Source organism: Rhizobium sp. TRM96647 (assembly GCF_025780115.1).
GTDB lineage: Bacteria > Pseudomonadota > Alphaproteobacteria > Rhizobiales > Rhizobiaceae > Mycoplana.
This window is the reverse complement of the sequence record NZ_JAOXHF010000005.1, coordinates 15281-27410: the sequence shown is the minus strand read 5'-3', so window position 1 is coordinate 27410 and position 12130 is coordinate 15281. Positions and strand designations below refer to the sequence as shown.

Sequence of the window (12130 nt, the reverse complement as noted above, 5' to 3'; positions counted from 1 at the left end):
CAGGACCTCAGTTCGCTTTCGCCGCCGGCTCTGCCGCCTCGCCGGCGGCCGCAGGCGCCTCGGCGGCCTCGGCCGGCTTCTCCGCAGGTGCCTGACCGGCCGGTTGCCAGTCGGCGGGTGCGACGGTGGCGCCGGGGCCGATCTTCTGGAAACCCTCGACCACGACCTTCTCGCCTGGCTGCAGCCCGCTCGTCACGATGAAACGCTGGTCGACCGCACGACCGACATTGACGCGCCGGACCTCCAGGACATTCTCCGCATTCACGACGTAGAGCTGGGCCTGCCCGGCCGTGTCGCGCTGGATGGCCTGCTGCGGCACGAGGATCGCGCTCTTCTGGATGCCCTGCTGGATCTGGACGCGGACATACATGCCCGGCAGCAGATCGTTGTCGGGGTTCGGGAACTCGCCGCGCAGCGTCACCTGGCCGGTCGTCTCGTCGACGGCGGCTTCGGAGAACAGCAGCTTGCCGATATGGCCATAGGCGGTGCCGTCGTCGAACAGCAGTGTCACATCAGCAGAATCGTCGTTCATCAGGTCGCCGTCCTGAAGCGCCTTGCGCAGGCGGATCAGATCGGTGGCCGACTGGGTGAAGTCGGCGTAGACCGGGTCGAGCTGCTGGATCGTCGCCAGCGCCTCGCTGCTGCTGCTGCTGACGAGTGCGCCCTCGGTGATCAGCGCCCGGCCGATGCGGCCGGTGATCGGCGCCTTCACCTCGGAATATTCGAGGTTCAGCTTTGCCGTCGCAAGGCCGGCCTCGGCGATGGCGACGTCGGCGTCCGCCGCGGCAAGCTGCGCCACCGCGTCGTCGAACTGCTGCGCGGAGGCGACGTTCGACTTCTTCAGCTGTTCCTGCCGGTCGGCCGCCTGCTTGGCCTGCAACTGCACGGCCTTGGCCCGCCGGAGCGTGCCCTCGGCGCTGTCAACCTGGACGCGGAAGGGCTCCGGATCGATGCGGTAGAGCACTTCGCCCTCGTTGACGATCGAGCCCTGCTCGAACACGCGCTCGACGATGATGCCGGAGATGCGCGGGCGAACCTCGGCGATGCGGGTCGCGGCGATGCGGCCCGGCAACTCGTTCATGATCGGCGCTTCTTCGGACTTGGTGGTGACGACTGCGACCGGCGTCGGCGGCATCGCCGGCGCAGCGGCCTGCTTGTCCTCCTCCTTCTGGCATCCGGCCAAAAACAGCAGGCTGCCCAGTGTCGCAATTGCAATCGGTCTGATGATGCGCATCGGTTTTTCCACGAAACGAGGGAAGGCCAGTGGCCTCGAAAAAGGTCAGGTCGAGGCCGGAAGGCCTTGAAAAGAATCGATGCGGAGAACCGTAAGTCCCCCGCATCGCCGTTATACAAACAGTTCTGTATGTTAATTCCTGTCCAAGCGCAATCCGATTTCGCACCGCACAATGGACCAATCACGAAATTGTGATGAGGGACCTCATCGTATCACTTTACCGTCAACCCCGAAACGATGGAGCTGCCCGGCATTGGCCGTGGCATGCACGATCTCGTCCGGCTCGTAGTGGTGTTCGCCGAACAGCCGCACGGTCAGAAGCCCGGCCTTGTCGCTGTCGAGATAGACGATCGTATCGGCGCCGAGATGCTCGACATGGACGATCCTTCCGCTCCACTCACCGCTCTCGCGCGACAGCGCCATGTGTTCCGGGCGGATGCCGATCGTGGTCGCGTCGCTGCGTCCGAGCCTCGAAGCGTCGATGAAATTCATCGCCGGCGAGCCGATGAAACCGGCGACGAACAGGTTGGCCGGCTTGTTGTAGAGCTCCATCGGCGAACCGACCTGCTGGATGACGCCGCCGTCGAGCACGACGATCTTGTCGGCCAGCGTCATCGCCTCCACCTGGTCGTGGGTGACGTAGATCATCGTCGCCTTCAGTTCGCGGTGCAGCCGCGCGATCTCGAGGCGCGTATTGACGCGCAGGGCCGCGTCGAGGTTGGAGAGCGGCTCGTCGAACAGGAACAGCTTCGGCTCGCGCACGATGGCGCGCCCGATCGCCACGCGCTGGCGCTGCCCGCCCGAAAGCTCGGCCGGGCGCCGGTCGAGGTACTTCTCCAGCGACAGCATGGAGGACGCCTTCTTCGTCCGCGCCTCGATCTCCGCCTTCGGCGCGCCGGCCTGCTTGAGGCCGAGGCCCATGTTGTCCTTCACGCTCAGATGCGGATAGAGCGCATAGGACTGGAACACCATGGCGATGCCGCGCCTGGCCGGCGGCACCGCGCCGACTTCCGCGCCGTCGATCAGGATATTGCCCGACGTCGCATCGTCGAGGCCGGCGATGATGCGCAGGAGCGTCGATTTTCCGCAGCCCGACGGTCCGACGAAGATGACGAACTCGCCATCGGCAACGTCGAGATCGATGCCCTTCAGCACGTCGACCGGCCCGAAGGACTTGCGCACGGATTTCAGTTGCAGGGAGCCCATCGTCGTTCCTTCTTTTATAGTTTCACCGGCCGGCCGGTGCGCACGCTCTCGTCGGCGGCAAGGCAGATCCTGAGCGACTGCACCGCATCGTCCATGTGCCGGCTCAGGTCGATATCCTCGCGGATCGCCTTCAGCACATAGGCCTGCTCGCGGTCGCAGAGCTCCTGGTGGCCCGGCTCGCCGGCCATCTTCAGGTCTTCGTCGGCCTTGATGAAGCGGCCGTCCGGCCCGGTCTCGGCATTGTGCAGGCGGATCACCGCCGTCTTGGTGTGCGTGTCGATATCGTCGGACTTGGCGTTCGGGTCCATGACGATCGATACCGATCCCTTCGGCGACATCACGTCTTTGACGAAGAAGGCCGTCTCAGAGATCATCGGCCCCCAGCCGGCCTCGTACCAGCCGAGCGAACCGTCGTCGTAGAGCACCTGCAGGTGGCCGTAATTGTACATGTCCGGCGCGATCTCGTCGGAGAGCCTTAAGCCCATGCCGCGCACCTCGACCGGCCTTGCGTCGGTGATCTGGCACATGACATCCACATAATGCACCCCGCAATCGACGATCGGCGGCGTCGTCTGCATCAGCGCCTTGTGCGTCTCCCAGGTCGGCCCGCTCGACTGCTGGTTCAGGTTCATGCGGAACACGTAGGGGCCACCGAGTTTTCGCGCCTCGGCGATCAGCCGCATCCAGGAAGGATGATGGCGAAGGATATAGCCGACGACGAGCTTGCGGCCATTCGCCCTGGCGCAGGCGACGACGCGCTCGGCATCGGCCACCGTCGTCGCCAGCGGCTTCTCGACGAACACATGCGCACCGGCCTCCATCGCCATCACCGCAAAATCGGCATGGCTGTCGGAATAGGTGTTGATCGAGCAGAGCTCCGGCTTCAGCGCCTTCAACGCCTCGGGAAACGACGGCAGGATCTCATAGCCGGAAAGCGCCTCCGGCAGCTCCACCTTCGAACGGTTGACGAGGCCCGCGATCTGGAAGCCCGGGTTCTCGTGATAGGCGAGCGCATGGCTGCGCCCCATATTGCCGAGGCCGGCGGAAAGGACGCGGATGGGAGAAGTGGAGCTCATACTTTTATTCCTTCACAAGAGACGTCGGCGCAGGCAGCCCCCTCACCCGGCCTCCGCTGCGCTCGGCCACCCTCTCCCCGAGGGGAGAGGAGGATCGGAAGCGTTGCGGCAATCTCCCTCTTCTCCCCCTCGGGGAGAAGGTGCCCGAAGGGCGGATGAGGGCGAAGCTCCGGTCGGCAAACATTCATTTCACCGCTCCCGACGTAATGCCGCGGATCAGCTGCCGCGAGAAGGCGAGATAGAGGACGAGGACCGGCAGGATCGCCAGCGACAGGGCCGCCAGTACCGCGTTCCAGTTGGTGACGAACTGGCCGATGAAGATCTGCGAGCCGAGCGTGACCGTCTTGGTCGCCTCGCCGGGCGCGAGGATCAGCGGGAACCACAGGTCGTTCCAGATCGGGATCATGGTGAAGACGGCCACCGTCGCCATGGCGGGCCGCACCAGCGGCAGCACCAGCCGGAAGAAGATGGAATATTCCGAAAGCCCGTCGATCCGCCCGGCGTTCTTCAGGTCGTCGGAGACGGTGCGCATGAATTCCGACAGGATGAACACCGCGAGCGGCAGCCCCTGCGCGGTATAGACGAGGATCAGCGCCGTCAGCGTGTTGACAAGCCCGGTCGCCACCATCCCCTGCAGGATCGCCACCGTGCCGAGCCGGATCGGGATCATGATGCCGAGCGCGAGATAGAGCCCCATCAGCGTATTGCCGCGGAAGCGGTACTCCGACAGCGCGAACGCCGCCATCGCCCCGAACAGGAGTACGAGAAAGATCGAGACGATCGTGACGATCAGGCTGTTCTGGAAGTAGAGCGCGAAATCCCCCTGCCCCAGCACCGTGTGGTAGCCGACGAGATCGAAGGTCGCAGGCGTGGGGACCTGCATCGGGTTGCGGAAGATCGCGTTGCGGTTCTTGAACGAGTTGATGATCGTCAGGAACACCGGGAAGACCGCGATCAGCGTATAGGCGATCAGGGCCGCGTGGACGAAGGCGGTACGGGACAGCGAGGTGCGTGCCTTGGACATGGTAGCCCCCTCAGAACTGGTAGCGGCGGATGCGCCGCTGGATGACGAAGAGATAGAGCGAGACGCCGGCGAGGATGATCAGGAACATCACCGTCGCGATCGTTGCTCCCATCGAACGGTCTCCCAGTTGCAGCTGGAAACCGAAGAAGGTGCGGTAGAGCAGCGTGCCGAGAATGTCCGTCGAACCATCCGGCCCGGCGAGAGCCCCCTGCACGGTGTAGACCAGGTCGAAGGCGTTGAAATTGCCGACGAAGGTGAGGATCGAGATGATGCCGATCGCCGGCAGGATCAGCGGCAGCTTGATCTTGAAGAACTGCGCCCAGCCGGTGACCCCGTCGCATTCGGCGGCCTCGATCACCTCTTCCGGAATGCTGAGCAGCGCCGCATAGATCAGCATCATCGGAATGCCGACATATTGCCAGACCGAGATCAGCGAGACCGCGATCAGCGCCGAGCCGGGCCTTCCGAGCCATGGCGCGAACAGGGATTTCATCCCGACGAGGTCCATCAGATAGGGCGACACGCCCCAGATCGGCGACAGGATCAGTTTCCAGATGAAGCCGACGATGACGAAGGAGAGCAGCGTCGGCAGGAAGATGGCGGTGCGGTAGAAGGCGGCGCCGCGCAGCTTCGGCACCGACAGCAGGGCCGCGAGCGCGATCCCGATCGGGTTCTGCACCAGCATGTGGATGGCAAAGAAGATGAAGTTGTTTTTCAGCGCGTTCCAGAAATCAGACGCCCAGCGGGCATCGCCGAACAGCGTCTTGAAGTTGGCGAGGCCGACGAAGGTGGATTGCCCATCGACGGTGTTGAACAGGGAGAGCCTGAGCGTCTCGAACAGTGGCAGGATCATCACCGCGCTGTAGACGACGAGCGCCGGCAGCAGGAAGACAGCGATATGCCAGCGCCGCGGCCGGCGGACGGCTTGCAATTCGGCTTCTGAAACTGTGGCGTCCGTCATGCTCTTCTGCCCGCTTGTCGACCGGTGGTTCGATGCGTTGTCCGCAACAGGCGGACGGACCTCACGCAGCCGGTCCCGCCGCGCGATGCCATGCCGGAAGCCCGGCAGATGACGTTCAACTTACATGTTTTCGCGCGGATGACACGAACACCAGATCGCGATCAACGGGACGTCACGCGCCCCTCATCCGCCTGCCGGCACCTTCTCCCCGCAAGCGGGGAGAAGGACCGTTGCCGCACGGTCCTCCGGTGATGGTCACGAAGGGATCGGCAATCGCTGAGCAAGTCCCCTCTCCCCGCTTGCGGGGAGAGGGCCAGGGTGAGGGGCAAACCTGGCCCCGAGCCGCACTCACTTCGCCGGCTTGTACCAGCTGTCGAGGCCCTTCTGCAGCTTCTCGCCGGCCACTTCCGGCGTGTCGGTGCCGTTGATGACGTTGGCCGATTCCGTCCAGGTCTCGTTTTCCAGGTTCGGCGTGCCGCGCGACAGGATCTGGTAGGTCGAGCGGATCGTCGGCTTGCACTTCTCACGCCAGGAGACGAATTCCTGCGCCAGCGGATCGGCCATCTTCACCGCCGTCGAGTTCAGGCTGAAGAAGCCCGGCAGCGAGTTGGCGTAGATGTCGGCAAATTCCGGCGAGGCGACGAAGGTCAGGAACTTCTTCGCCGCATCCGCATTGGCGCTCTTGGCGTTCAGGCCGATGCCGATGTCGTTGTGGTCGGAGATGTAGCAGGTGTCGCCGGCAGCCTTCACCGGCGGCGGGAATGCGCCCATCTTGAACTGCGCCTGGGTGTTGAACAGGCCGATCTCCCAGGAACCGGCCGGGAAGATCGCGGCACGGCCGAGCGTGAACAGGTTCTGGCTGTCCGGATAGGTCTGCGCCTCGAATCCGTCGCCGAGATAGTCCTTCCACTTGGCGAGCACGCGGTAGGGTTCGACCCACGGCTCGTCGGTCAGCTTCTGCTCGCCCTTGATCAGGGCCGCGCGGCCTTCCTCACCCTTCCAGTAGGTCGGGCCGATGTTCTGGTAGCCCATGGTCGCGGCTTCCCAGAGATCCTTCGTGCCCATCGCCATCGGGATGTAGTTGCCGTCGGCCTTGATCTTGTCGAGCGCTGCGAAGAACTCGGCCTCCGTCGTCGGCACGGCGATGCCGAGCTGGTCGAAGGCGTCCTTGTTGTAGATGAAGCCGTGGATGACGGATGCCATCGGCACGCAGAAGGTGGTGGCGCCGTCGTCGGTGGTCCAGGCGGACTTGGCGACGTCGGAGAAGTTCTCCATGCCGGAAAGATCGTTCAGGGCGGCCAGATGCCCCTTGTTGAACAGTTCCAGCGAGGCGTCGAACGGACGGCAGGTGATGAGGTCGCCGGCCGAGCCGGCGTCGAGCTTGGCGTTCAGTGCGGCGTTGTATTCGGTCGGCGCGGTCGGCGCGAACACCACCTTGATGCCGGGGTTCTTCGCCTCGAAGGCCGGGATGATCTTCTCCTGCCAGATCGACAGGTCGTCGTTGCGCCAGCTCTCGATCGTCAGCGTGGCGTCCTGCGCCTGGGCGAGGCCCGCCGTGCCGAGGACGCTCGTGGCAAGGAGTAGCCCCTTGATCAGATTGCGTGTCATGACATTCTCCCTTTTGTGCGCCTGTTTGGCGCGTTCCCGTTATTGGAAGGTCTTCAGGGCGCGCCGCAGGCTTTGCCCGGAATGATTGAGCGCGGCGTCGGCCGCGGCCTTGTCTTTTGCGCCGGCGGCGATCAGCACAGCCACCTTGACGGATCCTTCGGACTGTTCCAGCAACAGCCCCGCCGTCTCGACGTCGACGCCGGCGATACCGGCGACGATGCGCGCCGCGCGGTCCTTCAGCTTGATGTTATCCGCCTTGAGGTTGACCATGTAGCCGTCGTGCACATGGCCGAGTTGGATGCCGACGAGCGTCGAGAACATGTTGAAGGCGATCTTCTGCGCCGTCCCCGCCCCCATGCGCGTCGAGCCGGAGATCACTTCCGGCGGCGTCTGCAGCAGGATCGAGATGTCGGCATAGGCAAAGAGCGGCGCGCCGGGATTGTTGGCGAGCGCGATCACCTTGGCATCGTGCTCGCGGGCATGGTCGGCAATGGCGATCGCATAGGGCGTCGTGCCGCTGGCGGTGACGCAGATCACGCAGTCGCCCTTGCCGAGCCCCGCCCTTTCGGCGTCGGCGAGCGCAAGCGCCTCGTCGTCCTCGTAGCCGCCGGCAAGGTCCTCGAGGCTGGCGGCACCGCCGGCGAGCAGGATGACGATCCGGTCGCGCGCGATGCCGTAGGTGCCCGGAAGCTCCAGCGCGTCCGCCATTGCCATCAGCCCGGAACTGCCGGCGCCGACATAGACGAGCCGCCCGCCGGAACGCAGGGCGTCGGCCGCCAGCTTCGCCGCCTCGGCAATGTCCTCGATCGCCGCATCGACGGCACCTGCGGCCTGCCGCTGGGCCGAAGACAGCACCTTGAGCACCTCGACCGGGCTGCGCTCGTCGAGGCCCTCCGCCTGTTCATGCCTGGCTTCGGTTCTGGCTGATGCCATGAAGTGTTCTCCCTTGGCGGGAATTTAAGGCCAAAAACATACCAATTGTCCATAGGAAATTAACGACCACCAGTGGAAAAATCGCGATTTATGATTTTATCATTTTATTTCAATCGCATAAAACGCAACCAGGCAGACCCGACCGATTTCCCCTTGGTTAATGGTATTTTTTTGGTATTGTCAGTTTCGGAGGTCCCCATGGCAGATTTCATCATCGGCATAGATGGCGGCGGCACCAGTTGCCGCGCGGCGGTCGCAGATCCGCAGGGCACGATCCTCGGCCGCGGCAAGAGCGGCTCCGCCAACATCCTGACCGATCCGAACAGCGCCATCCAGAGCATCACCGAGGCGGCGCAGGCGGCCTTCCGCGATGCGAAACTGCCCATGGACGGGGTGAAGGATGCCACAGCCTTCCTCGGCCTCGCCGGCACCAATGTCGGCAACCTCACGCAATATGTGCGCGAGCGCCTGCCCTTCCGCCACACCGACATCGATTCCGACGGCCTGATCGCCCTGCAGGGCGCGATCGGTGATGCCGAGGGCTCCGTCGCCATCCTCGGCACCGGCACCATCTTCATGGCCCGCAAGGCAGGCAAGGTCCACTATATCGGCGGCTGGGGCTTCACCATCGGCGATCTCGGCGGCGGCGCCCGGCTCGGCCATGCGCTGCTGCAGGAGGCGCTGCTGGCCCATGACGGCATTCGCCCGGGCTCGGCCGTCACCGACGCCGTCCTCAACGAGTTCCGCCACGACCCGACCGCCATGGTCGAGTTCGCCCGCCATTCCAAGCCCGGCGATTTCGGCCGCTACGCTCCCCTCGTCTTCCAGCATGCGGAGCAGGAGGACCCCGGCGCACTGGCGCTGCTCGGCCAGGCGGCGCGCTCCGTCAACGAGGCGCTCGACGCGATCACCCGCATCGGCGGCCACGAGCGGCTCTGCCTGCTCGGCGGCCTCGCCCCCCTCTATCCGGCCTGGCTGGAACCTCGCCACCGCAAGATCCTGGTCGAGCCCCAGGCCGATGCCCTTTCCGGCGCCGTCGCACTCGCGGCCAAGCGCCACCGGACGAGAGCCGGAGGCGCCGCATGACGGCACTGCTGGCCGCGATCCTGTCGCCCGAGCGCCTCCAGGCCGGCGGATCGGGTCCGCTGTACCTGAAGCTGCGCCAGACGCTGGAGGATGCGATCCAGTCCGGCAAGCTCAACCATGGCGATGCGCTGCCGCCCGAGCGCGACCTCGCCGACTATGCCAACATCAGCCGGGTGACCGTCCGCAAGGCGGTCGACGATCTCGTCAGGGACGGGCTGCTGGTGCGCCGGCACGGCTCGGGCACCTTCGTGGTCAAGCCGGTCTCCAAAGTGGAGCAATCGCTGTCGCGGCTGACCTCGTTTACCGAGGACATGGCCCGGCGCGGCCTGACGACGCGGGCGCAATGGCTGGACCGTGGCCTGTTCCACCCCTCGCCCGACGAGATGATGATCCTCGGCCTGCCGGCGGACGCGCTGGTGGCACGGCTCGGCCGCCTGCGCATCGCCGACGACATGCCGCTTGCGATCGAGCGCGCCTGCATCTCGTCGGAGTTCCTGCCCGATCCGGTGCAGGTGACCGGCTCGCTCTATGCCGCGCTCGGGCAGCGCGGCTTCCGCCCGGTCCGCGCGGTGCAGCGCATATCGGCCTATAATATCAAGGAGCCCGACGCGGCTCTGCTCGGCGTTACGGCCGGCGTTGCCGGCCTGTCGATCGAACGCGTCTCCTACCTTGCCTCCGGCAGGGTCGTGGAATTCACCCGCTCGCTCTACCGGGGCGATGCCTATGACTTCGTGGCGGAGCTGACGCTCTCGGATACGTGAGCGCGCCGCACAGACCGAAAGACAAGACCATGCAGACCAATATGCGCCGTGAAGTCAACGAGATCCCGGAGGCCGCAGCCCGCCTGCTGTCCGACCAGAAGGATGCGATCGCGCACGCCGGAAGCGCGCTCAGGGCCGCCGATCCGCGCTTCGTCGTCACCGTCGCCCGCGGCTCCTCCGACCACGCCGCGCTCTTCCTCAAGTATGCGATCGAACTGACCGCCGGCCGGCCCGTCGCTTCGCTCGGCCCCTCGCTCGCCTCGATCTATGGCGCGAAGCTGAAGCTCGACGGCGGCGCGGCCATCGCGATTTCGCAGTCCGGCAAGAGCCCCGACATCGTCGCCATGGCGAAGGCTGCGACCGATGCCGGGGCGATCTCGATGGCGCTGACCAATACGCTCCCCTCGCCGCTCGCCGACGCCTGCAGCCATCCGCTCGACATCTGCGCCGGGCCGGAGATCAGCGTCGCCGCCACCAAGTCCTATGTGAACTCGATCGTGGCCGGCCTCGCCATTCTCGCCGAATGGACCGGCGATGCCGCGCTGAAGACGGCCGTCGCCGCCCTGCCTGACCAGTTCGCAAAGGCGATCGCGCTCGACTGGAGCGGGCTGATCGAAGACCTCGCCGCCGCGCAGTCGCTCTACGTGCTCGGCCGCGGCCCCGGCCTTGCGATCGCCAGCGAGGCGGCGCTGAAATTCAAGGAGACCTCCGGCCTGCATGCGGAAGCCTATTCCTCCGCCGAGGTCCTGCATGGCCCCGTCGCCCTCGTCGGCCCCTCCTTCCCGGTGATCGCGCTCGCCGCCCGCGACGCCGCCGAGCAATCGGTCACCGGCATGGCCGACGGGCTGGCTGAGAAAGGCGCCTATGCCTGCGTCACCTCGGCAGGCGCGAGCACGGCGAAGACGCTGCCCTTCGTCGCGACCGGCCATCCGATCACCGACGCCCTGGCGCTGATCGTGCCCTTCTACGGCTTCGTCGAGGCCTGGTCGCGCGCCCGCGGCCTGGACCCGGACAAGCCCGTCAACCTCAAGAAAGTGACGGAGACGAGATGAGCGCGCTCACCGCATTCACCGGCGCCCGGATATTCGACGGCGACCTCTGGCATGAGGATGCGGCCCTGCTGGTCGAGAATGGCAAGGTCGAAGCCATCGCCACGGCCGGGGACATTCCGGCCGGCGCAGCGCGCACCCCGCTCGACGGCGCCAGCATCGTGCCGGGCTTCGTCGATCTTCAGGTCAATGGCGGCGGCGGCGTGCTCCTGAACGAGCAGCCCGACGTCGACGGCATCCGCACGATCTGCGCCGCCCACGCCCGCTTCGGCACCACGGCGCTCCTGCCGACGCTGATCACCGATACCCCCGAGGTCACCGCCCGCACGGTCGCGGCCGGCATCGCCGCCAAGGCCGATAACGTACCGGGCTTCCTCGGCCTGCATCTCGAGGGCCCGCATCTGTCGATCGCCCGCAAGGGCGCACACGATCCGAAACTGATCCGCCGGATGGAGGCGGACGACCTCGAACGCATCGTCACGGCACGTAGAAAGCTCGATGCGCTGCTGGCGACGGTGGCGCCGGAAAGCGTCGACAACGACCAGATCACAGCCCTCGCCGAAGCCGGCGTCACCGTCAGCCTCGGCCACTCCGACAGCGGCTACAGGGTGGTGTCGGACGCGGTTGCGGCCGGCGCCAGCATGATGACCCATCTCTTCAACGCCATGAGCCCGCTCGGCCACCGCGAGCCGGGCATGGTGGGCGCCGCACTCGACCTCGGCCACCTCAACGCCGGCCTGATCGCCGACGGCTTCCATGTCGATCCCGTCTCGATCGGCGTGGTGCTCCGCGCCAAGAAGGGCCCGGGCCGCATCTTCCTCGTCACCGACGCCATGTCGACGATCGGCACGGACATGACCGGCTTCACCCTCAACGGCCGCGAGATCTTCCGCAAGGACGGCCGGCTGACGCTTGCCGACGGAACGCTCGCCGGCGCCGACATCGACATGATCGCCTGCGTCCGCTTCATGCATGCACAGGTCGGCCTCGACCTCGAGGAGGCGCTGCGCATGGCCTCGCTCTACCCGGCCGAAGCCATCGGCATGACCGGCCGCAAGGGCCGCCTCACGCGCGGCCACGATGCCGATTTCGCCGTGCTCGACGACGACCTCGCGGTGCGCGCGACCTTCATCGGAGGAGCACAGGCCTACGGCATCGATCGCAGGGCCAAGTGACGGATCGCGCCCGGGTC

At 65.9% G+C, this 12130-nt stretch carries 11 protein-coding genes; 4 read left to right on the top strand and 7 right to left on the bottom strand.

Features of this window, described 5'->3' with window-relative positions:
• Positions 1 to 7 precede the first annotated feature (7 nt).
• From OCK02_RS10770 to OCK02_RS10740, 7 genes are all read right to left on the bottom strand, one after another.
• Positions 8 to 1234, bottom strand: a complete 1227-nt coding sequence (locus OCK02_RS10770; protein ID WP_412178802.1) for an efflux RND transporter periplasmic adaptor subunit — start codon at positions 1232 to 1234, stop codon at positions 8 to 10.
• Between the two features lie 204 nt (positions 1235 to 1438).
• Entirely contained in the window at positions 1439 to 2440 is a 1002-nt protein-coding gene (locus OCK02_RS10765) for an ABC transporter ATP-binding protein (protein WP_230804506.1), read from the bottom strand.
• A 14-nt stretch (positions 2441 to 2454) separates the two neighbouring features.
• The gene (locus OCK02_RS10760; RefSeq protein ID WP_263813060.1) at positions 2455 to 3516 is read right to left on the bottom strand and encodes a Gfo/Idh/MocA family protein; all 1062 of its coding nucleotides are present in this window, start codon (positions 3514 to 3516) and stop codon (positions 2455 to 2457) included.
• Positions 3517 to 3700: 184 nt separating this feature from the next.
• Positions 3701 to 4540, bottom strand: a complete 840-nt coding sequence (locus OCK02_RS10755; protein WP_263813059.1) for a carbohydrate ABC transporter permease — start codon at positions 4538 to 4540, stop codon at positions 3701 to 3703.
• Positions 4541 to 4550: 10 nt separating this feature from the next.
• Positions 4551 to 5501, bottom strand: a complete 951-nt coding sequence (locus OCK02_RS10750) for a carbohydrate ABC transporter permease (protein ID WP_263813058.1) — start codon at positions 5499 to 5501, stop codon at positions 4551 to 4553.
• A gap of 348 nt (positions 5502 to 5849) precedes the next feature.
• On the bottom strand, positions 5850 to 7109 hold the full coding sequence (locus tag OCK02_RS10745) for an ABC transporter substrate-binding protein (protein WP_263813057.1): 1260 nt from the start codon (positions 7107 to 7109) through the stop codon (positions 5850 to 5852).
• Between the two features lie 39 nt (positions 7110 to 7148).
• The gene (locus OCK02_RS10740; protein ID WP_263813056.1) at positions 7149 to 8042 is read right to left on the bottom strand and encodes an N-acetylmuramic acid 6-phosphate etherase; all 894 of its coding nucleotides are present in this window, start codon (positions 8040 to 8042) and stop codon (positions 7149 to 7151) included.
• A 198-nt stretch (positions 8043 to 8240) separates the two neighbouring features.
• Here OCK02_RS10740 and OCK02_RS10735 point away from each other — a divergent pair, with 198 nt between their 5' ends.
• Genes OCK02_RS10735 through nagA form a run of 4 tightly spaced genes read left to right on the top strand, consistent with a single transcriptional unit; the run spans position 8241 to position 12113 of the window.
• Entirely contained in the window at positions 8241 to 9128 is an 888-nt protein-coding gene (locus OCK02_RS10735) for an N-acetylglucosamine kinase (protein WP_263813055.1), read from the top strand.
• Positions 9125 to 9889, top strand: coding sequence for a GntR family transcriptional regulator (locus OCK02_RS10730; protein ID WP_230804493.1), 765 nt, complete (start codon positions 9125 to 9127; stop codon positions 9887 to 9889). Before OCK02_RS10735 ends, OCK02_RS10730 begins: the two co-directional genes overlap by 4 nt.
• A gap of 29 nt (positions 9890 to 9918) precedes the next feature.
• Positions 9919 to 10941 carry an SIS domain-containing protein gene (locus OCK02_RS10725; RefSeq protein ID WP_263813054.1) on the top strand — a complete coding sequence of 341 codons (1023 nt, stop codon included), beginning with the start codon at positions 9919 to 9921 and terminating at the stop codon, positions 10939 to 10941.
• Positions 10938 to 12113 (top strand): N-acetylglucosamine-6-phosphate deacetylase, encoded by a 1176-nt coding sequence (nagA, locus tag OCK02_RS10720; protein WP_263813053.1) that lies wholly within the window; start codon positions 10938 to 10940, stop codon positions 12111 to 12113. The genes OCK02_RS10725 and nagA overlap by 4 nt, the downstream gene beginning before the upstream one ends.
• The last annotated feature ends 17 nt before the right edge of the window (positions 12114 to 12130 follow it).